A 24,767-nucleotide genomic window follows, 5' to 3' on the forward strand; every position below is an offset into this window, starting at 1 on the left:
TGCACGACAAACCACACCCAGAGGCGAAGAATCATGCAAGATCGCTGCGAAGCTGGAGAACCGTGCAAGATCGCCACAAGGGCCGTGCAGTGCCGTGAGCCAGCCGAAACTGCGAGCCGCGCCGCGCCGGCCGGAACGGTGAGCCAGCGGGAACGGTAGGCCGGCTGGGCGGTCTGCGTGATCCTTTAGTGGGCGCCTTGCTGTCGACGGCGAACTGGCTGTCGCGCCCGCCTGTGGATAACCGCGTCGGCAAAGTTATCCACAGGCGGTGCGATGGGGGTGGGGGTGGAGATCGGACGGGTCGGGGTCAGCCCGCTACCGCGAGGGTGAGTGGCAGAACGCCCGGCGCGCCCGCCCGCCGAAGAGCCCGGCCGGCCAGCGCCAAGGTCCAGCCGGAGTCGGTCAGGTCGTCCACCAGGAGCACCGGACCGGAGAGTTCTCGCAGCTCAGCGGCCACATGAGCAGGCACTTCGAAGGCGTCGTGCAGCGCACGGACCCGCTGGGCGCTGTTACCCCGATAGGCACCCGGTTCACCCACCCGGCCGAGGGGGTGTGCCGATTCCAGGGAGCCGAGCATCGGGAGCCGGCCGACCGTGGCGATGTGCTCCGCGAGGCTGTGGATAAGTTGTGGATGACGCTGTGAATAAACGGCGACGACGGCTGCCGGGCGCTGTTTCCACGCGTCGTCTCCCCTGGCCCAGGCCTTGAGAACCTCGATCACCGCGGCGGCCAGGTCGGCCGGAATGGGCGCGTCGGGAGCCTCCGGTGCGACCGCCCCGCGGAGCCGGTTGCCCCACCCGAGGTCGGACAGCCGGCCGACGGCTCGGCCGGGTTCGCTCTGCTCGGCGGGCGCGATCCGGCCCTTCAACGAGATGCCGACCGCGGCCAGGCCGGTGGGCCACATCTTCTTCGGGGCGATCTCGGTGCCGGGGCGGCCCAGGAAGGCGTCGGCGGCGGCCAGCGAACTCGCGGACACCTCGGCGTCGAACAGCGCCCCGGCACAGTTGTCGCATCGCCCGCACGGAACGGCCTCGGGATCGTCGAGGCACCGGCGGAGGAACTCCATGCGGCAGGTGGCCGTTCCGGCGTACTCGATCATGGTCTTCTGCTCGTTGTCGCGGGCCTCGGCGACGCGCCGCAGCCGGGCCTCGTCGTAGGTCCACTGCTCGCCGGTGGCGAGCCAGCCGCCGCGGGTGCGGCGGACCGCGCCGTCCACGTCGAGGACCTTGAGCATCAGCTCCAACCTGGTACGCCGGAGATCAACGAGTGGCTCCAACGCCTGCGTGGACATCGGCTGGTCCGGGGAGAGCCGGGACAGCATCGCCCGCACCTGGTCCTCCGGCGGGAAGGCCAGCGAGGCGAAGTAACGCCAGATCGCGGCGTCCTCCGGGCCGGGCAGCAGCACCACCTCGGCGTGCTCGACGGCCCGGCCGGCCCGGCCGACCTGCTGGTAATACGCGATAGGCGACGGCGGCGCGCCCAGATGGACGACGAACCCCAGGTCGGGCTTGTCGAAGCCCATCCCGAGCGCGGACGTCGCCACCAGCGCCTTGATCTTGTTGGTCAGCAGGTCCTGCTCGGCGGCCCGGCGCTCGGCGTCCTCCACCTGGCCGGTGTAGGACGCCACCTCGAAGCCACGGGAGCGCAGGAAGTCGGCGGTCTCGGTGGCCGCGGCGACGGTCAGCGTGTAGACGATGCCGGAGCCCGGCAGCCGCTCCAGGTGGTCGGCGAGCCAGGCCAGGCGGTGGGCCGGATTCTCCAGGCGCAGCGCGGCCAGCCGGAGCGAGTCACGCTCGAGCGAACCGCGCAGGACCAGCGCGTCACCGAGCTGGTCGGCGACGTCGGCGGTCACCCGGGCGTTCGCGGTGGCGGTGGTGGCGAGCACCGGCGTACGCCCCGGAAGCCCCGCCAGAAACGTCCGCAGCCGCCGGTAGTCGGGCCGGAAGTCGTGCCCCCAGTCGGAGACACAGTGCGCCTCGTCGACCACCAGCAGCCCGGTGCTCCCGGCCAGACCGGGCAGCACGTTGTCCCGGAAGTCGGGGTTGTTCAGCCGCTCCGGGCTGATCAGCAGCACGTCCACCTCGCCGGCCCGGATCTCCTGCTCGATCAGGGACCACTCGTCGAGGTTGGCCGAGTTGATGGTGCGCGCGGTGATCCCGGCGCGGGCGGCCGACTCGACCTGGTTGCGCATCAGGGCGAGCAGCGGTGACACGATGACTGTCGGGCCGGCTGGCAGGTCGCCCGGCTCGGCGGCGGCCCCGGACCGGAGCAGCGCCGTGGCCACGAAGTAGACCGCCGACTTGCCCCACCCGGTGCGCTGCACGCAGAGCACCCGCCGCCGGTCGACGGTGAGGGCCTCGATCGCCCTCCACTGGTCTTCCCGGAGGACCGCGTGCTCGCCGGCCAGGCGCCGCAGCACCTCCTCGGCCCGCTCCCGCACCACCGCCCGTTCGGCTGCCGTTCGCGTCGTATCAGTCACTCGGCATGTCTATCAGCCCGCGAGGACCGGCCCGGAGTTATCCACAGTCGGGAGTTGTCCACAGTCTGCCGAGCCCGCCCGTGGCGAATCGGCCATGCTCGCTCCCGTCCAGCGGGATCGGCGTTCGGGAGGGTCGGGATGCAGGCGAAACGCAGGCGGAGGGTGGGGCTTCAGGCCGGTGGCCGCATCGTTCCGGCGCGCAACGGTGTCAAGCCGGCCGAGGCGGGGCCGCGGCCACCACCAGGCGGGCCGGTCAATGACCGGCCCGCCGTGCCAGCGGTCGGCGCCCGCGGTGACAGGCGCCGGCCGCACCCCGGATCGGTGGCTCCCCGGTCCGGTGGCGGTCGCCATCCGGACGGGTGGCAGCCGGGCGGGTGCCACCCCGGTCGGGCGGCAACCCGAATCCCGGGGTGGCACTCGAGGCTGCGCCGGTGTGGGTGGCCTTCACCGAACCCGGCGAACTATCCCCGCACGAATGGAAACCTCAGGGGCATGACCAAGACGATCGCCGAGAAGCTGCTGATCAAGCCGAACTCCACCGTGTGGCTGAACGAGCCGGCCCGGCTCCCGCTGCTGACCCCGATGCCCGAAGGCGTACGGGAGAGCGGCGCCCTGGCCACCGCGAGCACCGCGGTGCTGTTCGTCGACGACGCCGCCGCCGTGCGGGACCAGCTCGAAGAGCATCGCGCCGACCTGGACAAGCCGGCCGCCTTCTGGATCGCCTACCCGAAGGGCAACAAGGCCGACATCAACCGGGACTCGTTGTGGCCGATCGTCGCCGACTTCGACATGCGCCCGTGCGGACAGGTAGCCATCGACGAGCGCTGGTCGGGGCTGCGTTTCCGCACCAACCGGCCGGGCGAGGACCGATTCACCGGAGGCGCCGAGTAAGCCGAGTGAGCCGGTTGAGCCGGTTGAGCCGGTTGAGCCGAAGCAGCCGAGCCGGAGGCACCAGATGAGCCGGTCGAGCCGGAGCAGTCGAGCCGGAGCCGCCGGAGGCACCGATTGAGCCGGTTGGGTCAGCGGCCGAGGACCGACCCGCCGTTGACGTTGATGATCTGCCCGGTGACGAACCCGCCACCCGGGCCGACCAGCCAGCGGACCGCCTCGGCGATGTCGTCCGGCGTGCCGGCCCGCTTGAGAACGCTGGCGTCGACCCGCTTCTGGTGGCCTTCCGGCGTCATCCGCCCGTCGAAGAACTCGCTGTCGGTGACGTAACCGGGAGAGATGACGTTGGCCGTGATCCCTTCGGCGCCGAGCGAGGTGGCGAGGTCGAGCCCATAGCCGTGCAGGGCCGCCTTGGCCGCGGAGTAGGGCCCGCCCCCGCCGCGCTGGGCGGCGATCGAGCTGGTCAGGATGATCTTGCCGCCCGGACGGCGGAGCTGCGGAAGGAGCGCGGTGGTCATGAGCACGGCGGAGAGCACGTTCGAGTCGAGGTTCGCCCGCCAGCGGTCCGCCACCGCGTCCAGGCCGGTTTCGTCGCCGCCGATGTACGCCCCGGCGTTGTTGACCAGGACGTCGAGCGGGCGCCCGGCCACCGCCTCGACGACTGCGGGCACCTGGGCCGGGTCGGCGGCGTCCGCGGTGACGGCGCTGGCCTGCGGCCCGATCCACTTCACCGCGTCGGCGAGCACGTCGGCACGACGACCGACGATGATCACGTCGAAGCCCTCGCCGGCGAGCATGCCGGCCGTCGCCCTGCCGATCCCGGTGCCACCGCCGGTCACCACTGCGAGTCTTGTCATGCCTCCGACCCTATCGACGAGCCGGACACCCGGTGCCACACCTGTTGATCACCGGACCCGCGTCGAAGTCGGAGCGGTCCTCGGCGTCGAGGTCGGGGTGACTGGCGGCGTCGAGCGAGCCGTCGCGGGTGCCCCCGGTGGTGCTGCCCAGCACTTCGGCACGGCACGGGCGGCCGTTCAGCGCGAACGACAGGGGCAGCGGATTGTGCGTGCGATAACCACCCTGGAGCACCACCGCGCGCGAGCGGCCCTGACCGTTCACGACCACCCGGCGACCGTGTTGCGTCACGGCCTTGGGGGTCGCCGCGAGCCGCTGGGTGCCCGGGTAGGCGAACTCGACCCGCCAACCCGAAGTCTCCGACGTGACCACGCTGAGACGGGCCTCGAAGTACGAGCCGGAGTCCCGGCGGACCTGGTAGCGGATCCGGCAATGGACCCGGTCCGGCCCGGCGGCAGCGGGTGCTCCGACGCCTGTCGCGGTGTTCTGGCTGCGTTCGGCGGCATCGGTGGCACGGCGGGCGGTCCAGTTGATCGCCGTGGCGGCGAGCAGGGTCGCCGTGGCCAGGACGACGATCGTGGGGGTACGCCGCCGGCGTCCCGGGAGGCGGAGCACGTCACGGCGGCGCCGGCCGACGAACAGTCCGCCACCGAGCGGCCGCACCGGACCGAGGCGCAGCGCGGCCCCGATTCGCAGACCAGCCCGCAGGCGTACGGTCGTGACGGCGCTCCCCGGCCGGCCGAGGCAGGCGCGCAGCATTCGCCGTACCCCCGATCCGGTGCCGCGGGCCGGGACCGGAACGACCGCCCGGGCCGCCGGCGCCGCATGCCGTTCCCCTGGTCGCAGTGGCGGGATGACCGCCCGCACCCCGACCGAGGCGGCGAGGGCGCGGGCCACCTCGGCGGCGGCGGGACGGTCGGCTGGGCTCTTCGCCAGGCAGCGCAGGCACAGGTCGGCGACGGCTTCCGGCATTCCGGCGAGTTCCGGGATCGGGTCGGGATCGGCGTAGAGGTGCGCCCGGAGGGCTTCGGCGGTGTTGTCCGCGGGCCACGGCATCCGGCCGGTGAGGGCGCGGTAGAGCAGAAGCCCGAGGGCGTAGACGTCGGTGGCGGGCGAGACCGCGGCGCCGCCGAGACGTTCGGGGGCCAGGTAGGCGGGGGTGCCGAGCAGGCTGCCGTCGGCGGCGGCGTCGCGCTGGCCGACGACGGCGGAGATCCCGAAGTCGACGATCTTCGCGCCGGCGCCGGTGAGCATCACGTTGGCCGGGGTGATGTCGCGGTGCACGAGTCCACGTGCGTGGGCGGTGGCCAGCGCGGAGGCGACCTCGGCGGTGATCACGACGGCTTCCCGCCAGTCGAGGGAGCCCTGCCGGCCGATCCGGGCGCCGAGGGATTCGCCGTCGTTGAGTTCCATCACCACGTAGGGGACGGTCAGGTGTTCCGAGATCGGCGCCTCGCCGAAGTCGTGGATGCCGGTGATGTGCGGGTGGCAGAGGCGGGCTGCGGCCAGGGCCTCCTGTCGCAGCCGGTCGCGGAAGGCGCGGTCCTCGGCCAGCCGCGGCGAGAGCACCTTGACGGCCACGTCACGGCCGAGGATCTCGTCGTAGCCGCGCCAGACCACCGACATGCCGCCGGTTCCGAGTTTCTCGTGGAGGCGGTACCGGCCGGCGAGACGGAGCGAGCCAGATTGTCCGTTTCGCTCCGTACGCCCCATGCGCCGATTCTCGCCCGACCGGCTCGCCGTCCGGTGCCGCACTCCAAAACCGGTACCGAAAGCCAGGTCGCCGGATCAACCGGCCAGGAGCTGGTCCACCGGGGCGTAGTCGTCGGTGAGCACCCGGGCGTCGCCGACGAAAGCATCAAGCTCAGCCCCGGAGAGCAAGGTCACCGGCTGCTCGATGGCGCCCAGCCGGGGCCACATCCGCTCGATCGGCAGCGGCTCGTTGGAGGCCAGGATCACGAAGTTGGAGCCGTTCTCGCCGGCGAGGGCGGCTGGCGGGGCGATCAGTGCGACGTTCGGGAAGGCGGCCGCGACCGTGGCCACCTCGGCGCGGATGAAGCGGTTGGGCGGGTAGTCGATCACGTTCTGGGCGTAGACGCCGCCCGGCCGCAGCACCCGGGCCACGTCGTCGGCCATCTCCCGGGTGGCCAGGTGCCACGGGACCACCAGGTGCCCGAAGGCGTCACCGACCACCAGGTCGTAGGAGTCGTCCGCCTGTCCGGCCAGCCCGACCCGGGCGTCACCGACCTGAACGCGCAGGTCAGGGCCGGGTTTCAGGCCGAGGTCACGTTCGTCGAGGTCGACCAGGCCGCCGTCGAGTTCGAGGACGAGCTGGTCACTGCCGGGCCGGGTGGCGCGCAGGTACTCGGGGACGGTGAAACCGCCGCCGCCGAGGTGCAGAGCGTCGATCGCGGTTCCGGTGGGGGCGAGCACCTCGGTGACCACGCCGATCCACTTGACGTACTCGAACTCCAGGTGGGTGGGGTCGTTCAGGTCGACGTACGAGTGGCGCGCCGAGTTGAGCATCAGGGTCCGCCCGCCGGCTCGCGACGGGTCGTCGACGACGCTGGCGCAGTGGTAGGCGGTCTCCACGTCGCACGGGGTCGGCGCGACCGCCCCCAGGCCGGCGCCGGCCAGGCCGACCACGGCCAGCGATGCCCGGATCTTGGGGGTGCCGGGCAGATCTTTGCGCAGCCGCCAGCCCAGCAGGAGCCCGGCGACCGCCAGCAGCACGGCCAGGCTCAGGATGATCACGCTGCTCGGCATCGCCGCGACGAACACGAACCCGGTCACCAGGGTGGCCGTGATCGCGCCGAGGGTGCCGATGCTGGACAGCCGGCCGACCACGGTGCCCGCCTGGCTCAGGTCGGCGAGCTGGAGCTTCACGACCATCGGCGGGATCGTGGACAGGACCAGGGCGGGCAGGAAGACGGCGAGGGCGGCGAGCAGGAGCACGGCCGGGGCGGCCCCACCGCGCAGGAGCTCGCCACCCCAGCGGACCAGGGGAAGGGTGACCGCCGTGCCGATCGCGCCGAGGATCAGCGCCGGGGCGAGCAGGGCACGCGGGTCGAATTTGTCGGCGAGCCGGCCGCCGATCCACGCGCCGTAGGCGATGGCGGCCAGCGAGACACCGATGACCGAGCTGCTGACCTGAAGGGTGACGCCGACATATGGGCCGACCAGGCGCAACGCGACGATCTCAAGGACCAGGACGGCCCCGCTGGCGCCGAAGGCCAGGGCGGTGGCCAGCCCCGAGGGCAGGGCGCGGGTCACAGCATCGAGAGATGGACGTGGTTGGTGTGCACGGCGGCCGGCCCGCCACTGGCGCTGTAGGCCCGCCATCCGGTGCTGGGCATCCAGATCTGGCGGTACCAGATCACGTACATCACTCCGAGCTCGTCCGCGTTCTTGACGTAGAAGGCGGCGAGCCGGTCACCGTACGTCTTGTCGCCTCCGGTGGCGGCGGAGTTCTCGAAGCCGCCCGCCGCGGCCGAATGGTCGCAGGCCCGGCCCTTGGGGTGTTCGCCGGAGGACCGCTCGCTGAAGCACACCGTGTACCGCTTGAACCCGGCGGCCTGCGCCTCCTGGTAGGCGTGCAGGGTGCGCGGGGTGATGCAGCCGCTGGAGGTGGGGTCCTTGACCGTGCAGGACTCCTTCGGCCACGAGCCGTCGGAGTTGCGGGGCGCCGGTTTGGCCGCGGCCGAGTTCGGGTCGACGAACCCGCCGGCCGCGCCGCCACCGACCTCGGCGAGGGCCAGTTCGGCCTCCCGCTTCTTCTTCGCCATCACGTTGACCTGGCGCTGCTGCTCGATGATCTCGGCTTCCAGCGCGACCTTGGCCTTCTTGGCGGTGTCGATCTCGGTGCGGTATCCGGAGAGTGTGGTGCTGTCCATCTTGGCCAGCATGTCGAGGCTCTGGAGCCGCTCCATGAAGTTGTTCGCGGAGCCGCTGCCGAGGAGCAGGCCGACCGTGTTGACCCGGCCCATCTGGTAGACGCGGGTGGCGACCTGGTTCACCTGGGTGGTGAGGGCCGTCGCGTTCGTCTCGGAGCGGGCGAGCGCCTCGGTGAGCTGCTTCTGCCGCTTCTTCGAGTTGGCCAGCTTGGTTTTCGCCGCGTCATACCCCTTTGCGGCGTTCTCCAGCGTGGCGCGCAGCTTCTTGGTGCCGCCCTCCGGGTCTGCGGCGGACGCCGGCGACGCGGGCGCGACAAGCACCAGTGCGACCGCTGCGGCGAGAAGCGCGAGCAGGGCGGTGCACCGGCGCAAGAGACTGGCCGCCACAGATACCTCCAAGTCGTGAGCGCCGGTACTTTACCGTGTCGGAGCAGGCGAAAGGGAGATCGATCAGGTGGCCGAGTATCCACCGTCGACGAAGAGTGTCTGCCCCGTGACTGCCTGACTCGCATTGCTCGCCAGGAAAACGACACACCCGGCGAAATCGTCCGGAACGCCGTTGCGACCGATCATCGTACGGCCGGCGTGCGCCGCCACTTTCGTGAGATCGGCGAAAACCGGCTCGGTGAGCGGTGTGTGCACCACTCCCGGGGCGATCGCGTTGCACAGCACGCCCTCCCGGGACCACGCCTCGGCCTGCGAGCGGGTGAGCCCGACCAGTCCGGCCTTGGCCGCCCCGTAGGCGCCGCTGTTGCCGTAGGCACGGAACGCCTGCTGGGAGACGACGTTGATGATCCGGCCCCAGCCACGCCGGGCCATCGCCGGGGCGAACGCCTGGCCGAGCAGGAACGGGGCCGTCAGGTTGGCCGAGACGGTCAGGTCCCACACGTCGTCGGAGAGCTCGGCGAGGGGCGGGCGCAGGTTGACGGCGGCCGAGTTGACCAGGACGTCGGGTTCACCGTACCCCTCGATGATCTTTGTGATGACGGTCTTGACGGCCTCGCGGTCGGCGAGGTCGGCAGAGATCGCGCCCGCCTCGACGCCGTGTTCGCGCAGCTCGCCGACCACCTCGGCCATCGGCCCTTCGCGCCGGGCCACCACGACGATCCGCGCGCCGGCCCGGCCGAGCGCGAGCGCCATGGTGCGGCCGATGCCGGAACTGCCGCCGGTCACCACCGCGAGCCGGCCGCTCAACCCAAAGAGATCATCGAGGTACGACGCCATGCCCGCACCCTAGATCCACGGAAGCGCCCCGCGCGGCCCCATCCGAATGTGACCGCACTCTCACCCGACCGTGGTGGTAGCGGAGAGGTCAGACCGGCGGCCCGGACGGGAGCAGCGTGCGGTGCACGGTGTGCCAGATGTCCTCGTTGGCGGCGACCAGCAGGCCACGCTGACGGCCGGTCGGCCGGTGTTCGGCGCCGTCCAGGTGGCGCACCACCCCGCCGGCCTCGCGGACGATCAACGCGCCGGGCACGTGGTCCCACGGCAGGATCCGCCAGAACATCGCGAACTGCTGCTCGTCGATGGCGACGGCCGGATACTCATACCCCGCGCAGTGCCGCCCACCGGTGTATCCGCCGAGCCCGGCGGCGTTGGTGAGCACCTCGGTCCGCAGCTCGTCGGGGAAGTACTTGCCGGCGATCACACCGTGCAGAGCGGCCGCGCCCGGGTCGTCGGTGCGGGCCTTGATCCGTTCGCCGTCGCGGTAGACCCCGGCGCCCGCCTCGGCGACGGTCAGGTGGTCGGCGACCACGTCGAGGATCCAGGCGGCGGCGGTCTCACCGTCCCGGACCAGGGCGACCATCACGCAGAACGGGGTCCGCCCGGCGGCGAAGTTGTTGGTGCCGTCGACCGGGTCGACGATCCAGACCGAGCCGCTGCCACCGAGCCGGTCCCGGACCGAGGGGTCGGCGGCGACGGCTTCCTCACCGACGACCACCGAGCCGGGCAGCAGGGCGGTCAGCCCGCGGGTCAGCGCCCGCTCGGACTCCTGGTCGGCGACGGTGACCAGGTCACCGGGTGACTTCTGGTGGACCTCGTCGGCGGCCAGCCGCTGGAAACGCGGCAGGACGACGGTGTGCGCCACCTCACGAATTAGGTCGGCTACCTGATCAAGCACGCGGCGGCAACTTCACGACGCTGACGAAGAACTCGTCGATCTGCCGGATCACCGCGATGAACCGCTCGAAGTCGACAGGCTTGGTGACATACGCGTTCGCGTGCAGCTGGTAGCTGCGCAGGATGTCCTCGTCGGCGGAGGACGTGGTGAGCACGACGACCGGGATGCGGCCCAGGTCGTCGTCCTTCTTGATCTCGGCGAGCACCTCACGGCCGTCGCGCCGGGGCAGGTTGAGGTCGAGCAGGATGAGGTCGGGACGGACCGCGTCCGCATACTGACCCTCGCGCCGCAGGTAGGCCAGCGCCTCGGCCCCGTCGGAGACGACGTTGAGCCGGTTGCGGACCTTGTGCTCCTCGAAGGCCTCCTGGGTCATCAGCACGTCGCCGGGGTCGTCCTCGACGAGCAACACCTCGATCGGTGTGCCGTTCTCGCGCTCCACACTCATGCCACGCCCTCCTGAGATGTGACCTCTTCCGAGGCCGAACCTGGCATGACCGGGAGCGTGAACCAGATCGATGCGCCCGGAGAGACGTCGACGTCCAGCCAGATCCGTCCGCCATGGTATTCGACGATCTTCTTGACGATCGCCAGTCCGATGCCGGTCCCCTCGTAGGCGTCCCGTGCGTGCAGCCGCTGGAAGATCACGAAGACCTTGTCGGCGAACTCGGCCTCGATCCCGATGCCGTTGTCCCGGACGTTGATCCGCCACTCCTTCTCCTCCCGGGCCGCGGTGATCGTCACGACCGGCGGCACGTCGGGGCGGCGGAACTTGAGGGAGTTGCCGACCAGGTTCGCGAAGAGTGTGGTGAGCAGTGGCTCCTCACCCTCCACGATGGGCAGCCCGGTCCAGGTGATCTCGGCGTCGTCCCCGGCTCGGGCTTCGAGTTGCGACTTCACGTCGCCGAGCACCCGGTCCAGGTCGACGTCGGTGAATCCGCTGGTGAGCCGGCCGATCCGGGAGAAGGCGAGCAGGTCGTTGATCAGCCGCTGCATGCGCTGGGCGCCGTCGACGGCGAAGCCGATGTACTGGTCGGCGCGGTCGTCGAGCTGCCCGGCGTAGCGGCGCTGGAGGAGCTGGCAGAAGCTGGCCACCTTGCGCAGCGGCTCCTGGAGGTCGTGCGAGGCCACGTAGGCGAACTGCTCCAGGTCGCGATTGGACCTGGTCAGCTCCTCGGCCTGGGACTGGAGCTGCTGGTTGATCCACTCGACCTGCTGGCGGGCGATCCGTACCTCGCTCAGCTCGTTGGCGATCTGCTGCCGCATCCGGTCCACGTCCTCGGCCAGGGCGACCAGGTCGGGTGAGCCGTAGTTGCTCTCGATGTGCCGTTCGTAGTCGCCGGCCGCGACCTTGCGGACCTGGCCGGCCAGGTCCAGGATCGGGCGGCTGACCAGGCGGTCCAGCAGGATCAGCAGCAGGATGCCGGTGACCAGGATGACGATGGCGGCGGCGATCTCGACGGCGACCAGGTTGCCGCTGGAGCTGCGGGCGGCCGCCGCGGTCTTGTCCCGCATGGTCAGGATGTCCGCTTGGAGCTTTTCGACGGCGATCCGGATCCGGTCGAACTCGGTGGTGTCGATCGCCTCGACCCGCTTCTGGGCGGCCTCGGTGCCCTGGGTCTCGACTGTCTGCTTGAGCGGGTCGGCGACGTCGGCCCGCCACTTGACGGCGAGTCGCTCCACCTGATCGAGGGAGGCGAGGATGTCCCGGTCACCGGGCTCCAGCAGGCGCCGGATCTCGGCCACCCACGTCTGCTCGTCCGTGATGCCGGTCTGGTAGGGCTCCAGATTCTTCGGCAGCCCGGTGAGCGCGTAGCCACGGATCCCGGTCTCCTGGTCGACGAGCGCCGTGCCCAGGTTCTGCCCGGCGACCCGCAGCGGGCCGGCCCGGTCGAGGACGACGTCGACAGCCTTGTTGGCGCTGGCGGCCGTGACGGCGGCGGCCACACCCAGGCCACCGAGCAGCAGGCCGGCCGCGAGACAGAGCGCGAAGATCCGTCCGCGCAGCGTCCAGCCACGGATGCTGAGCAGGCTCACCGGCCACCGCCCCGGGAGATCAGCAGCATCGCCACGTCGTCGGTGAGCGGGCCGCCGTTGTCCTGGTCGGCGCGGGCCACCAGCCACTTCGGCAGCGCCGGCAGCGGCAGCTCACGCGCGTCCGGCTCGTCGATCAGCTTGCACAGACCGGCGACGTCGAGCCGCTCGTTGCCGGCACCGGTACGGCCCTCGATCAACCCGTCGGTGTACATCAGCAGGGACCAGTCATGTCCGTCGAACTCCAACTCGGTCGCCGGGGTGGGTGTGGGACGTACCCCGAGGACGATCCCGGTACGCACGGCGACCGGCGCGGCACGGCCGCCGGAGAGGACGACGGGCGGCGGATGCCCCGCGACCCGGACGGTCGCGCGGTTGGCGGGCAGGTCGATGACCGCCGACGCGACCGTGGCGAACACCTCCCGGGCCCGCCGCTCGGACATCAGCACCTGCTCCAGCGAGGACAGCACCTGCTCCTCCGGCACCCCGGCCAGCACGAGCGCCCGCCAGGCGACCCGCAGCTCGACACCGAGGGCGGCCTCGTCGACCCCGTGCCCGCACACGTCGCCGACGATCACGTGCAACCTGTCGTCGCCGACCTGCACCACGTCGTAGAAGTCGCCGCCGAGCAGCCCCATGGCCCGGCCGGAACGATAGAACGGCTCGACCGCGAGCCCGAAGTCGTCGCGTTTGAGGGGCTTCGGCAGCAGACCGCGCTCGAGCCGGGCCGACTCGGCCTCACGCAACTCGGCCTCACGCAGCCGGCGGGCGTTCTCCAGGGCCCGTTTCCGCTCCACCGCGTAGCGCAGCGACCGGATCAGCAGGACACCGTCGACCTGGCCCTTGACCAGGTAGTCCTGGGCGCCTTCGGCGACCGCCTGCACACCGAGGTGCTCGTCGGAACGGCCGGTCAGCACACAGACCGCGGCGCTGCCCGCGACCGCGAGGAGTGTGCGCAGGCCGTCGATGCCCTCGGCGTCCGGCAGGCCCAGGTCGAGGAGCACACACTCGACGCCGACGAGCAGGCCGCGGGCCTCACGCAGACTGGTGGCGACGGTCAGCTCGAACGGCGCGCCGGCCTCGGCGAGCAGCTCACGGACGAGAAAGGCGTCACCCTCGTCGTCCTCGACGAGCAGGATCCGCAACCGTTCCAGCTGCTCGGTCGCGTATGTGCGGGGCGCGAGCGACCGCTCCGTCATTCCGATTCCCCACTCGACGCATAGGTGACCCGCAAATCGTGTACCACTCCGCCGCGCTGCACAACTTCGGACATCACGGGGAGTCTTCGCCGGTGGCGGCGACGCGCCGGGCGTGCTCGGCCATCACCTGTCCGAGGATGCCGTGCAGCTGACCGCAGTCCCGGCAGTGCAGGTTCTCGTCGAGGTGGCGCCCGCCGCAGTTGGTGCAGTTCCCACGGTCCTCGGGGTCTCGATAGGACTCCAGGGCCCGGCACATCGCCCGGATCACGTGCTCACTGAGGGTGAAGACATCCTCGCCGAACGCGGTGCGCAGGCCGACGACCGCCACCGGGGGCACGTCCGGGTGCGGGTTGTAGGGCGACACCCGGTCGATGAACTCCGCGATGACGGCGGCTGGGTCAAGCGGCGTAGTCACCCGGAACACGCTATTGCACGTTCCGATGGATCTTCGGGGTACCCGCCGGGCGTACCCGGACTGTTAGATGTCCCCATGCGTGACTCCGCTCTCTCCCGGCCGGCTCAACGCGGTCTCGCCGCGGCGGCGGTCCTGGCCGTTCTGGTGCTGGCCGGGCTCGCCGCGGTCCGCTCGGTTCAACCGCCGGCGGCACGCCCGGCGACGGACCCGGCGGGTGAGTTCAGCGCGGAGCGCGCCTTTCAGACGGTGAGCACGATCGCCACCACCCCGCACCCGGCCGGAAGCCCCGCCAACGATCGGGTCCGGGAACACCTGATCGCGGCGCTGTCCGGCCTGGGCCTGTCCCCCGAGGTGCAGGACGTGGTGTCCGAGCAGGGCGCCGGCCTGTCCTCGTCGGCCGGAGGCACCGGGCTGGCCCGGGTCCGCAACGTGGTCGCGGTGATCCCCGGCACGGCGTCGACCGGGCGGGTGTTCCTGATCGCGCACTACGACTCGGCCCAGGTCGCGCCGGGCGCCAACGACGACGGGGCGGGCACGTCGACGATTCTGGAGACGGCTCGGGCGCTGATCGCCGGGGAACGCCCGCGCAACGACGTGGTGCTGGTGCTGACCGATGCCGAGGAGGCGTGTCTCTGCGGGGCGAAGGCGTTCGTGGAGCAGCATCCGCTGGCCCGCAACGGCGGGGTCGCGCTGAACCTGGAGGCCCGGGGCAGCAGCGGTCCGGCGATCATGTTCGAGACGTCGGCGGGCAACGCACAACTGGTGGAGACGTACGCGCAGACGCCGTACCCGGTCGGGACGTCCTTCGCGGTGGAGATCTACCGGCTGCTGCCGAACGACACCGACTTCACCCCGTTCCGGGAGTCGGCGCTGTTCCAGGGCCTGAACACGGCCTACATCGACGGGGCCGCGGTCTATCACGCGCCGACCGACAAGCCGGAGGCGATGGACCGGGACAGCCTCCAGCACCACGGCGCCAACGCGCTCGCCCTGACCCGCGAGTTCGGCGCCCTCGATCTACGGGAACTGAAGAACGGCGGCGGCGACGCCACCTACTTCCCGGCGCCGGGGCTGCTGGTGCGCTACCCGGGCGCGCTGGTGTGGCCGCTGGCTGTGCTGGCCCTGGTGGCGGTGGCCGCGCTCGGCTGGGTGGTGCGGCGCCGGGTGGCCGGCGCGATCGGGCTGGCCCTGCTGCCGATCATCGTGGCGCCGGTGCTCGCGCAGGGGCTGTGGGCGCTGCTGAAACTGGTTCGTCCGGAGTACGCCGCGCTGCCGATCGACCCGTACCGTCCGATGTGGTACCGCCTCGCGGTGATCGCCCTGTCCGCGACTGTCGTCCTGGTCTGGTATGCCCTGCTGCGCCGCCGGATCGGCCCGGCCGCCCTGGCCGTCGGCGGGCTGACCTGGCTCGCCGTGCTCGGCGTGGCACTGGCCGTACTGGCTCCCGGCGGCTCCTACCTGGGCGCCCTGCCGGCCCTGTCGGTCGCGGTGTCCGCCCTGATCGCGACCCGGGTGGGCGAGAAGACCGCGGTCGCGGTCCTGATCGTCGGCGCGCTGATCCCGGTGGTCATCCTGCTGCCGACGGTGGTGATGCTCTTCCCCGCGCTCGGCATGCCGATGGCCGGCGTCGGCGCGTTCCTGACCGTGCTGCTCGGCCTGGCGCTGCTGCCGGTGCTCGACCTGATCCACCCGGCGCCCAGCGGCGCACGCGGCATGGAGGCGCTGAAAGCCCGCCGGCTCGGCGCGCTGCCCACCCTGGCCGCGGCCGTGGCGGCGCTGGTGTGCACGGTGACCGGCCTGGTCGTCGACCGGTTCGACGCGGAACATCCGTCGCTCACCCATCTGATGTACGCGCTGGACGCCGACAACGGCACGGCTCGCTGGCTGAGCGAGGAGACGACCCCGCAGGAGTGGACGTCGCAGTACGTCGAGGGCGATCCGGTGACGGTCACCGACACGCTGCCCGCCTTCGGCGCGGAGGAGCTGCGGTCCGGTCCGGCGCAGGCGGCGGCACTGCCCGCGCCGGCGCTCACCCTGCTCTCCGAGAGCCGGTCGGGTGACGAGCGCACCATGCGGCTGCGGCTCGACCCGCAGCGCGCGGTCCGTTTCACCACGTTGCACGTGTCGGCCGAGGTGGTCTCGGCGCGGATCGGTAGCCGTACCCTCGCGGGTGGCCCTTCGGGTTGGGGTTTCGTCTTTCACGCGCCGCCGGACGAGGGCATCGAGATCAGCGTCACGGTCCGGTCGGCCGGACCGGTCACCTTCCGCGCCATGGACGGCAGCGACGATCTCTCCGCCCTTCCGGGCTTTCAGCCCAGGCCTCCGGGGGTCGGCGTTCTCGGTTCGCACAGCAGCGAGCTGGTCGCGGTCGCCAAGACCTACACCCTTTGAGCGGTACGGGCTACGCGCCCCGTTTCGGGCAGGATGAGGGGTATGGCGAAACTGCTCTACTCAGTGACCATGTCACTCGACGGCTTCATCGCCGGCCCGGACGGCGACATGTCCTGGCTGACCCCGTTCCTCGGCCCGAACCCGACAGCCGAAGCGCTGGTGCCGGAGATCGGCGCGATGCTCGTCGGCAACCGCACGTTCGGCGGCGACGACCCGAACAAGGGCACCGACAAGGAGGGCGCGATGTCGGGCGCCTGGACCGGCCCGGTGTTCGTGCTGACCCACAACCCGCCCGCGCAGCCGGTTCCGGACGTCACGTTCGGGTCCGACCTGCACGAGGCGGTCGCCGCCGCCCGGAAGGCAGCCGGTGACCGCTACGTCAACGTGCTCGGCGCCGAGGTGGCCCGGCAGGCGCTGGCCGCCGGGCTCCTCGACGAGATCCTGGTCTTCGTCGCGCCGGTGCTGCTCGGCGACGGCACCCGCCTCTACGACCTGCCGGGCGGCGCCCAGGTGACCCTGACCCGGTTGCGCAGCGCCGAGTCCCCCTTGGCCAACGCCTTATGGTTCACCGTCCACTGACCGCCCCCACCCCACCCCCGCCGCCCCGCCAACACCACCCCACCCCGCCGCCCTACCGCCACGCCGCCACGCCACCGTCACGCCAACTCCACGCCGCCCTGCTGCCACCCCGCCGTCACGCCAACGCCACGCCGCCCTGCCGCCGCCCCGCCGCGATCTTGTGGACTTCGGGCACACCTGTCTCGCCCTCGAGGTTTTGCCATTTTGCGCAGCGGCATCGCCGGTCAGGGTCGACGCTGAAGTGAATCTTGCATTCGTCCTGGTCAGCGCCATCCCCAGCAACCTTCGCAAGATCATCGCGAGTTCTTATGACCTTGGGTGGCCGTTCCGGAGCCGATGCCGGGAGCGGGCCGCCGAGGGCGGGCCCGCCGGTGCAGCGGTGGTCAGCGCACACGTTCGCCTGGGCGCGGCGATGGTCAGCGCACACGTTCGCCGATTGTGTGCACTTGCTTCGTTCCGACGGGGATGGGCGCACACGTTGTGCCGTCCGCGTGCGCCCGTCGTCGTTCCGGCAAGGGTGAAATCGCACGTTGCCGCATTGTGTGCGCTGGTCGTCGCACGCCGGACACCACGCCGGGCCGAGCGCCGGCGACCGCGTCCGGCGGAAGGTCCGACGACCGGGTCGGGCCAAGCGCTGGCGACCGTGGCTCGCGGAAGGCCTGCGACCGGGGTTTGCTGAACACCGGCGAAACTCGAGTCTCGCCGAAGTCCACAAGATCGCGGACCGGTTGGTCAGCGGCCTCGGCCGCGCCGGCCCGTGGGTGCGTCGTGGCGGAAGTGCACGAACAGCCGGCCCCAGTTGTCGCCGTCCTTCTCGACCCGGTGGTAGAGCTGCTTGATCTCTTTCTGGTCGAGGAAGCGGATGACCTTCTTCTTCAGGGCGCCGCTGCCCTTGCCGGGGATGATCTCGACCATGGCGGCCTTCTTCTGGATGGCCTCGTCGATGATCCCCCGGAGGGCGCGGTCGATCTCATGGCCCTTGTTGAAGATGTCGTGCAGGTCCAGCTTCAGCTTCACGATCGAGACCCTACGCCGCCGACGACTTGCCGAGCCATGTCTCGACCCGGCGCAGCGCCTCCTGGTAGTCGGTCTGCGTCTTCATCGCGGCGGCCAGGCGCAGGTGCGGTAAGGCCTCACGGAAACGGCCGGCCCGCTCCAGGGTCCGGCCGAGCACGTGGTGCGCGTAATGATCCGAAGGATCATGCTCGATCAGCACCCTGAGCTGGGCTTCCGCCCCGTTCAGCTGAGCCGAGTTGAAGTAGGCCCGCGCCAGGAGCTGTCGAACCGCAGTGTTGTGCGGTTCCGCCTCGACTATCGGCTCGAGCAGTCTGGCGGCACCGAGCGGGTCGCCGGACTCGAAGAAGAAGGTGGCCCTGCGGTAGTCCTCGAGAAGATCCATCGTGCAACTCCTCACGCTCGCGCCGCGCTTTGACCAACGCTCGCACAACATCGCCCCAACATCGAGTGTTCCCCCGATAAGAGATCGTCAACAACCCGGCTGCTGTCTCGGCGTCATTGAGACGCCGGTGCGGGCCAGCCGGGGTTCAGCGGCGTAGCAGGAGCAGGGCCAGGCCGCCGGTGAGGAGGTAGCCGCCGAGGGCAGCGAGCAGCATCGGGCTCGGGCCGCCGGGCAGTTCGTTCGGGTCCGGCGGCTCGGGGACCCAGCCGGTGTGCTCCGGGCGGCGGGGCTCGGCCGGGGCGACGCGGATCGACGGCGAGAGCAGGATCATCACCATCAGGACCAGGGCGGACAGCACAGCCAGGAATCGACGCCACAGCACCACCCGTACATTATGTCCGTTTTATTGTTATTGCTCGTTACGCCGCTCCGCTCCGATCCTCATGGACCTGATTCACCGTGCCGAAAACGGATGTGTACCAACTGTGCGGTTCGTCTGCCGCAGCTGTGTCAGAGGCACAGCTGGTACACAGGAAACGGAAAGCCGGCGCTGAGCGTCAGGCACCACAGTTGGGGGCATGACGATGGCGAACGCAGAACCCAGCACCGAGCTCCGCCGGCCCGACGGGACCCCGGTCCGGGTGCTCGTGGTCGATGACGAACCGACCCTGGCCGAGCTGCTCTCGATGGCGCTCCGCTACGAGGGCTGGGATGTGAAGAGCGCCGGCGACGGCATGACCGCCGTCCGGACCGCCCGTGACTTCCGCCCCGACGCCGTCGTCCTCGACATGATGCTGCCCGACATCGACGGTCTCGAGGTCCTGCGCCGGCTGCGTGGCGAGTCCCCCGAGGTGCCGGTGCTGTTCCTCACCGCCAAGGACTCCGTCGAGGACCGGATCACCGGCCTCACCGCCGGCGGTGACGACTACGTGACCAAGCCGTTCAGCCTCGAAGAGGTGGTGGCCCGGCTGCGCGGTCTGATGCGGCGGATGGGGCACGCCCCGATGCGTACGGAGTCGCAGTTGGTAGTCGGTGACCTCACACTTGATGAGGACTCGCACGAGGTGCGCCGCGGCGGTGACCTGATCACGCTGACCGCGACCGAGTTCGAACTGCTGCGCTACCTCATGCGTAACCCGCGTCGAGTGCTGAGCAAGCCGCAGATCCTCGACCGGGTCTGGAACTACGACTTCGGAGGGCAGGCGAACGTGGTCGAGCTCTACATCTCCTACCTGCGCAAGAAGATCGACGCCGGCCGGGCACCGATGATCCACACCATGCGCGGCGCCGGCTACGTCCTGAAGCCGGCCGACTGACCATGCGCTCCGCCGCCGCCCCGACCCGAGCCAACCGCCCCGCCCGCTGGCGCGACCCCGCGAGCTGGCCGTTGCGCACCCGGATCGTCGCCATCCTGATCAGCCTTCTCACGGTGCTGGGCCTGGTCGTCGGCGGCACTGCTGAGCTCTACCTCTACACCTCGCTGCACAAGCAGATCGATGCCGAGCTCGAGGACCTCACCAAGCGGATCGGGTTCCGGCCACCCCCGGGTGGCAAGTTCAACAAGCCGAACTCGACCAAAGGTGACACCCCCTCGCCCAATGACAACGGCAACGACACGAGCAACAACTTCGGCGGCATCCCGGACGACTCCATCGTCCTGGAGTTGATCTCCACGAACACGTTGGACGGCGGCAAGGTCGACATCTCGAATTCCGCGACACCGGACCAGGTCATCCCTCTCGGCAGCGAGGCTGAGGCCGCTGTCTTGGAGGAAGTCCCCGACAACGGCGAGAAGGTCGACGTCAACCTCGGCAGCAGCCTGCCGCAGTACCGGATGACCAGGGTCGTCAAGTCGGACGGCAGCGTCTACTACGTCGGGATATCGCTGGAGCAGGTCAACGGCACGCTGCTCACCGTCGCGGCATTCACCGGTTGTGTCATCGCCGGGTCGCTGCTGATTGCCGGGTGGGGTGGGGCGCTCATCGTCCGCCGTACGCTCAAGCCTCTTGATCGGGTCGCGGCGACTGCGACGCGCGTTTCGGAATTGCGGCTGGACCGCGGTGAGGTTCGGCTCGCGCAGCGAGTGCCGGAGGCCGACACCGATCCGCGCACCGAGGTCGGCCAGGTCGGTGCCGCCCTGAACCGGATGCTCGACCACGTCGGCAACGCCCTGGAGGCGCGGCACGCGTCGGAGATGCAGGTCCGCCAGTTCGTCGCGGACGCCAGCCATGAGCTGCGCACCCCGCTGGCCGCCATCCGCGGGTACGCCGAGTTGAGCCGCCGCAGCCGCCAGGTCGTCCCGGACGAGATCTCGCACGTGCTGAACCGGGTCGAGTCCGAGGCCAAACGGATGACCGCCCTGGTCGAGGACCTGCTGCTGCTGGCCCGTCTGGACGCCGGCCGCCCGCTCGCCCAGGACCCGGTCGATCTGACCATGCTGGCCGTCGACGCGACGAGTGACGCGCACGCCGCCGGTCCCTCCCACTACTGGCAGCTGGACCTGCCGGACGAGCCGGTGACCGTGATCGGCGACGGCGCCCGCCTGCATCAGGTGGTCGCGAACCTGCTGGCCAACGCACGCACCCACACGCCGGAGGGTTCGACCGTCACGGTCAAGGTGGGCGCGGTGCCGAACGCCGCCGTGATCCAGGTCATCGACAACGGCCCGGGCATCCAGCCGGATGTGGTGCCGCGGATCTTCGAGCGGTTCGCCCGTGGTGACAGCTCCCGTTCGCGGGCCGCCGGCAGCACCGGTCTGGGCCTGTCGATCGTGCACGCCGTGGTCACTTCGCATCGGGGCAAGGTGGGTGTGCAGAGTCGTCCCGGTCAGACCGTTTTCACGGTGATGCTCCCGATCGGGCCGCCGCCTGTCGTCCCAACAGCTGAACAGCGGCCCCAGATGCTGCATCCGGTCGGCTGAAGTGGCTATGCTGGCGGGCATGTCTCGCACGTGGTCGTTCTATTGGTTTACGAGGCCGGCTCAAGCCGGTGCCTCGGCCATGACCGCATGACCTGAGACACCCGCCAGAGCCGGCTGAGGCAGCGACGATGTCGCTGCCTTTTTGTTTGCCCCGAGCAAACCGGCTCTGACCCAGGGCCGGTCGAAGGAGAGAGACCACCATGACCGCCCCTGAGGTGCAGCGAGTCCGTGACCAGCGGATCGAGAAGGTCGTCCCGCTGATGAGCCCGGCGCTGCTGCACCACGAGCTGCCGCTGACCACTGAGTTGCACGACACCGTACTGGCCGGCCGTAAGCAGGTCGAGGACGTGCTCAATGGCCGAGATCAGCGCCTGATCGTGGTCGTCGGCCCGTGTTCGGTGCACGATCCGAAGGCCGCCGGCGAATACGCGGACCGGCTGAAACTGGAGGCCGAGCGGCTCAGCGAGGACCTGCTGATCGTGATGCGGGTGTACTTCGAGAAGCCGCGTTCCACGGTCGGCTGGAAGGGTCTGATCATGGACCCGGCGCTGGACGGCTCGGGTGACGTCGGCACCGGTCTGCGGATCGCCCGCAAGCTGCTGCTCGAGGTCGTGAGCCGGGGTCTGCCGGTGGCCGTGGAGTTCCTCGACCCGATCACCCCGCAGTACATCGCCGACACCGTGGCCTGGGGTGCGATCGGCGCCCGGACCGTCGAGTCGCAGGTGCACCGCCAGCTGTCGTCCGGCCTGTCGATGCCGATCGGCATGAAGAACCGCCCCGACGGCAGCGTCTCGACCGCGGTCGACGCGATCCAGGCGGCCGAGGCGACGCACGTCTTCCCCGGCATCGACTACTCGGGCACCCCGGCGATCCTGCACACCACCGGCAACCCGGACTGCCACCTGGTGCTGCGTGGCGGCGGTGGCAAGCCCAACTACAGCGCTTCCGATGTGGAGGCCTCGCTCGCGCTGCTGCGTAAGGCGGGCCTGCCGGAGCGACTGGTGATCGACTGCTCGCACGGCAACAGCAACAAGGACCACAAGCGGCAGCCGATCGTGGCCGAGGACATCGCCCAGCAGATGGAGGCCGGCAACCGCGCGATCAGCGGCGTCATGCTGGAGAGCTTCCTGGAGCCGGGCCGGCAGGACCTGGGCGGCGAGCTCACCTACGGCCAGTCGGTCACCGACGCCTGCATGGGCTGGGACTCGACGGTGAGCGTCCTGGAGCGCCTGGCCGCAGCCGCCGCGAAGCGCCGCTCCCTCTGACCCCGGGGCCGGTCTCTGTGAGTCCGATCCGGACTCACAGAGACCCCACAGGGGTGCCACAAGGGTCCGACAGCGCGGGCGACGACCGTTCCGAGGGTACGAGTCCGCCTGCTCTGGAGTACCCCGATGACCCTGCTGTTGCCGGAGGCGCCCGCCGAGGAACCGGCGGCGCCGGTGACCGGACCGCCCCGTGATCGCACCGGAACGGCTCGATATCTGCTCGGCCGTACCGACGCGCCCTGGATCCGGCCGTCCCTGTACACCCTCCTGGTGCTGACCGGGGTCCTCTACATCTGGGGACTCGGCGAATCGGGCTGGGCCAACGCGTTCTACTCGGCCGCCGTGCAGGCCGGGTCGGAGAGCTGGAAGGCGTTCTTCTTCGGCTCGTCCGACGCATCCAACTCGATCACGGTCGACAAGACACCCGCCGCACTCTGGATCATGGCGATCTCGGTGCGGATCTTCGGGCTCAGTTCGTGGAGCATCCTGGTGCCGCAGGCGCTGCTGGGGGTGGCCACGACCGGCCTGCTCTACGCGACCGTGCGCCGCGGGTTCGGCCCGGCCGCCGGACTGCTCGCCGGGCTGGTCTCGGCGCTGACCCCGGTCGCCGTGCTGATGTTCCGGTTCAACAATCCGGATGCGCTGCTGGTGCTGTTGATGGTCGCCGGGGCGTACACGATCCTGCGTGCGGTCGAGTCCGGCGCCACGAGATGGGTGGTGCTGACCGGTTCGCTGGTCGGGTTCGCCTTCCTGGCCAAGCAGTTGCAGGCGCTGCTGGTGGTTCCGGCGTTCGGTCTGGCCTACCTGATCGCCGGCCCGCCGAAGATCCTCAAACGGTTCGTCCAGCTGCTGCTGGCGCTGGTCGCGATGATCGTCTCGGCCGGGTGGTACATCGTGATCGTCGACCTGATCCCGGCGTCGGCGCGGCCGTTCATCGGCGGCTCCCAGAACAACAGCCTGCTCGAACTGACGCTCGGCTACAACGGGCTGGGCCGGCTCAACGGCGAGGAGACCGGCAGTGTCGGCAACGCGGCCGGCCGGACCAGCGAGATCGGCTGGGACCGGCTGTTCAACAGCGCGCAGGGTGGTCAGATCTCCTGGGTGCTGCCGGCCGCGCTGATCCTGCTGGCGGCCGGTCTGGTGATCACGGCCCGACGGGCGCGCACCGACCGGCAGCGGGCCGGTCTGGTCGTCTGGGGCACGTGGCTGCTGGTCACCGGGCTGATCTTCAGCTTCATGCAGGGCATCTTCCACGCGTACTACACGGTGGCGCTGGCGCCGGCGATCGGCGCGGTGACCGGCATGGGCGCGGCCCTGCTGTGGGAGCGGCGGAGGAACATCTACGCGGCGGCGACCCTGGCTGCGGTGATCGTGGTGACCGCCTGGTGGTCGTTCACGCTGCTCGGGCGGACCACCGAATTCGTTCCGTGGCTGCGGTGGCCGGTGCTCGTCGTCGGGCTGCTGGCGGCGGTCGCGGTGGTCGTCTCGGTCCGGGTCACGGCACGGTTGGCCCTGGTCGGCGCGACGGTCGCGGTGGTCGCGGGTCTGGCCGGGCCGGCGGCGTACGCGGTGGAGACCGCTTCCCAACCGCACACCGGGTCGATCCCGACGGCGGGGCCCGCGACGTCCGGTGGGCGTGGCGGTATGCCGGGCGGCGCCGGGATGCCCGGTGGCCGTGGCAACGGCGGCGGCGGGCAGCGGTCACCCGGCGGCGCTCAGAACGGCGGCGCTCAGAACGGCGGCGTTCAGAACGGCGGGGGCCAGAACGGCACTCAGAACGGCGGCGGTCTGGGGCGCGGGAACCAGGGGGTTCGCGGCGGTGGTGGCATGGGTGGCCTGCTCAACGCCAGCACGGTCAGCGACGAGGTGAAGGCGCTGCTCGAACAGGACGCCGACCGGTACACGTGGGTGGCGGCGGCGGTCGGGTCGCAGAACGCGTCCGGCTACCAGCTGGCCACCGAGGAGCCGGTGATGGCGGTCGGCGGGTTCAACGGCACCGACCCGTCGCCGACGCTCGCCCAGTTCCAGCAGTACGTCGCCGAGGGGAAAATCCACTACTTCATCGGCAGCGGCGGCTTCGCCCGTAACGGCGGCAACGGTGGCAGCAACGAGAGCGGCCGGATCTCCGAGTGGGTCACCGCCAACTACACCGCGAAAACCATGGGCAACACCACGCTGTACGACCTGACGGCGCCCCGGAGTTGAGCCGGCGGGCGGCTCCCGGTCCCGGGGAGCCGCCTGCCCCGCCGCGGTCGCCGCCGGAGGCGGGGTTCTGGGTTGTCTGCGCTGGTGGGAGTTGTGGCCGTACCACAATCTGATTTGGAATCACAG

The 24,767-nt window shown here is 70.7% G+C and carries 21 protein-coding genes; 7 read left to right on the top strand and 14 right to left on the bottom strand.

Annotation, left to right across the window (positions count from 1 at the left end; genetic code table 11):
• Nucleotides 1-307: 307 nt before the first annotated feature.
• A complete protein-coding gene (locus AB0E94_RS24390) occupies nt 308-2,479 on the bottom strand; it encodes a DEAD/DEAH box helicase (protein WP_360329710.1) in 2,172 nt (723 codons plus the stop codon).
• Nucleotides 2,480-2,971: 492 nt separating this feature from the next.
• Between AB0E94_RS24390 and AB0E94_RS24395 the strand changes: the two genes are divergently transcribed.
• The gene (locus AB0E94_RS24395; protein WP_360329713.1) at nt 2,972-3,370 is read left to right on the top strand and encodes a hypothetical protein; all 399 of its coding nucleotides are present in this window, start codon (nt 2,972-2,974) and stop codon (nt 3,368-3,370) included.
• Between the two features lie 128 nt (nt 3,371-3,498).
• On the opposite strand, the gene AB0E94_RS24400 is transcribed toward AB0E94_RS24395, so the two are convergent.
• The 10 genes from AB0E94_RS24400 to AB0E94_RS24445 all read right to left on the bottom strand — a co-directional run bounded on the left by AB0E94_RS24400 (nt 3,499) and on the right by AB0E94_RS24445 (nt 13,882).
• The gene (locus AB0E94_RS24400; RefSeq protein ID WP_360329716.1) at nt 3,499-4,224 is read right to left on the bottom strand and encodes an SDR family oxidoreductase; all 726 of its coding nucleotides are present in this window, start codon (nt 4,222-4,224) and stop codon (nt 3,499-3,501) included.
• A 10-nt stretch (nt 4,225-4,234) separates the two neighbouring features.
• Nucleotides 4,235-5,935, bottom strand: a complete 1,701-nt coding sequence (locus tag AB0E94_RS24405; protein ID WP_360329719.1) for a protein kinase — start codon at nt 5,933-5,935, stop codon at nt 4,235-4,237.
• Between the two features lie 75 nt (nt 5,936-6,010).
• A complete protein-coding gene (locus AB0E94_RS24410) occupies nt 6,011-7,564 on the bottom strand; it encodes a fused MFS/spermidine synthase (RefSeq protein ID WP_360329722.1) in 1,554 nt (517 codons plus the stop codon).
• A complete protein-coding gene (locus AB0E94_RS24415; protein ID WP_360329725.1) occupies nt 7,492-8,502 on the bottom strand; it encodes a hypothetical protein in 1,011 nt (336 codons plus the stop codon). The genes AB0E94_RS24410 and AB0E94_RS24415 overlap by 73 nt, the downstream gene beginning before the upstream one ends.
• Nucleotides 8,503-8,565: 63 nt before the next feature.
• Nucleotides 8,566-9,339, bottom strand: a complete 774-nt coding sequence (locus AB0E94_RS24420; protein ID WP_360329727.1) for an SDR family oxidoreductase — start codon at nt 9,337-9,339, stop codon at nt 8,566-8,568.
• A gap of 88 nt (nt 9,340-9,427) precedes the next feature.
• Nucleotides 9,428-10,237: an inositol monophosphatase gene (locus AB0E94_RS24425; RefSeq protein WP_360329730.1), complete on the bottom strand. Its 810-nt coding sequence runs from the start codon at nt 10,235-10,237 to the stop codon at nt 9,428-9,430.
• On the bottom strand, nt 10,230-10,682 hold the full coding sequence (locus AB0E94_RS24430; protein ID WP_317788827.1) for a response regulator: 453 nt from the start codon (nt 10,680-10,682) through the stop codon (nt 10,230-10,232). The genes AB0E94_RS24425 and AB0E94_RS24430 overlap by 8 nt, the downstream gene beginning before the upstream one ends.
• Nucleotides 10,679-12,271 (bottom strand): ATP-binding protein, encoded by a 1,593-nt coding sequence (locus tag AB0E94_RS24435; protein ID WP_360329733.1) that lies wholly within the window; start codon nt 12,269-12,271, stop codon nt 10,679-10,681. The genes AB0E94_RS24430 and AB0E94_RS24435 overlap by 4 nt, the downstream gene beginning before the upstream one ends.
• Nucleotides 12,268-13,467 (bottom strand): fused response regulator/phosphatase, encoded by a 1,200-nt coding sequence (locus AB0E94_RS24440; RefSeq protein ID WP_360329736.1) that lies wholly within the window; start codon nt 13,465-13,467, stop codon nt 12,268-12,270. The genes AB0E94_RS24435 and AB0E94_RS24440 overlap by 4 nt, the downstream gene beginning before the upstream one ends.
• A gap of 73 nt (nt 13,468-13,540) precedes the next feature.
• Nucleotides 13,541-13,882, bottom strand: coding sequence for a hypothetical protein (locus AB0E94_RS24445; RefSeq protein WP_317788830.1), 342 nt, complete (start codon nt 13,880-13,882; stop codon nt 13,541-13,543).
• A gap of 75 nt (nt 13,883-13,957) precedes the next feature.
• Here AB0E94_RS24445 and AB0E94_RS24450 point away from each other — a divergent pair, with 75 nt between their 5' ends.
• The gene (locus AB0E94_RS24450; protein WP_360329739.1) at nt 13,958-16,273 is read left to right on the top strand and encodes a M28 family peptidase; all 2,316 of its coding nucleotides are present in this window, start codon (nt 13,958-13,960) and stop codon (nt 16,271-16,273) included.
• Nucleotides 16,274-16,315: 42 nt separating this feature from the next.
• Nucleotides 16,316-16,852 carry a dihydrofolate reductase family protein gene (locus AB0E94_RS24455; protein ID WP_360329742.1) on the top strand — a complete coding sequence of 179 codons (537 nt, stop codon included), beginning with the start codon at nt 16,316-16,318 and terminating at the stop codon, nt 16,850-16,852.
• A gap of 732 nt (nt 16,853-17,584) precedes the next feature.
• On the opposite strand, the gene AB0E94_RS24460 is transcribed toward AB0E94_RS24455, so the two are convergent.
• The 3 genes from AB0E94_RS24460 to AB0E94_RS24470 form a co-directional block, all read right to left on the bottom strand.
• Entirely contained in the window at nt 17,585-17,869 is a 285-nt protein-coding gene (locus AB0E94_RS24460) for a Smr/MutS family protein (protein WP_317788834.1), read from the bottom strand.
• 10 nt (nt 17,870-17,879) lie between these two features.
• Nucleotides 17,880-18,251: a tetratricopeptide repeat protein gene (locus AB0E94_RS24465; protein ID WP_093618850.1), complete on the bottom strand. Its 372-nt coding sequence runs from the start codon at nt 18,249-18,251 to the stop codon at nt 17,880-17,882.
• Nucleotides 18,252-18,396: 145 nt separating this feature from the next.
• Complete coding sequence (locus tag AB0E94_RS24470) at nt 18,397-18,636, bottom strand: hypothetical protein (protein ID WP_360329745.1); 240 nt, start codon at nt 18,634-18,636, stop codon at nt 18,397-18,399.
• 193 nt (nt 18,637-18,829) lie between these two features.
• Between AB0E94_RS24470 and AB0E94_RS24475 the strand changes: the two genes are divergently transcribed.
• The 4 genes from AB0E94_RS24475 to AB0E94_RS24490 all read left to right on the top strand — a co-directional run bounded on the left by AB0E94_RS24475 (nt 18,830) and on the right by AB0E94_RS24490 (nt 24,641).
• Nucleotides 18,830-19,567, top strand: coding sequence for a response regulator transcription factor (locus tag AB0E94_RS24475; protein ID WP_317788838.1), 738 nt, complete (start codon nt 18,830-18,832; stop codon nt 19,565-19,567).
• 2 nt (nt 19,568-19,569) lie between these two features.
• Nucleotides 19,570-21,171, top strand: coding sequence for a HAMP domain-containing sensor histidine kinase (locus AB0E94_RS24480; RefSeq protein ID WP_360329748.1), 1,602 nt, complete (start codon nt 19,570-19,572; stop codon nt 21,169-21,171).
• A gap of 200 nt (nt 21,172-21,371) precedes the next feature.
• Nucleotides 21,372-22,436: a 3-deoxy-7-phosphoheptulonate synthase gene (locus AB0E94_RS24485; protein WP_360329751.1), complete on the top strand. Its 1,065-nt coding sequence runs from the start codon at nt 21,372-21,374 to the stop codon at nt 22,434-22,436.
• 126 nt (nt 22,437-22,562) lie between these two features.
• Nucleotides 22,563-24,641, top strand: coding sequence for a glycosyltransferase family 39 protein (locus AB0E94_RS24490; RefSeq protein WP_360329754.1), 2,079 nt, complete (start codon nt 22,563-22,565; stop codon nt 24,639-24,641).
• Nucleotides 24,642-24,767 lie beyond the last annotated feature (126 nt).

It is taken from the genome of Actinoplanes sp. NPDC026670 (genome assembly GCF_040638175.1).
Classification (GTDB): domain Bacteria; phylum Actinomycetota; class Actinomycetes; order Mycobacteriales; family Micromonosporaceae; genus Actinoplanes.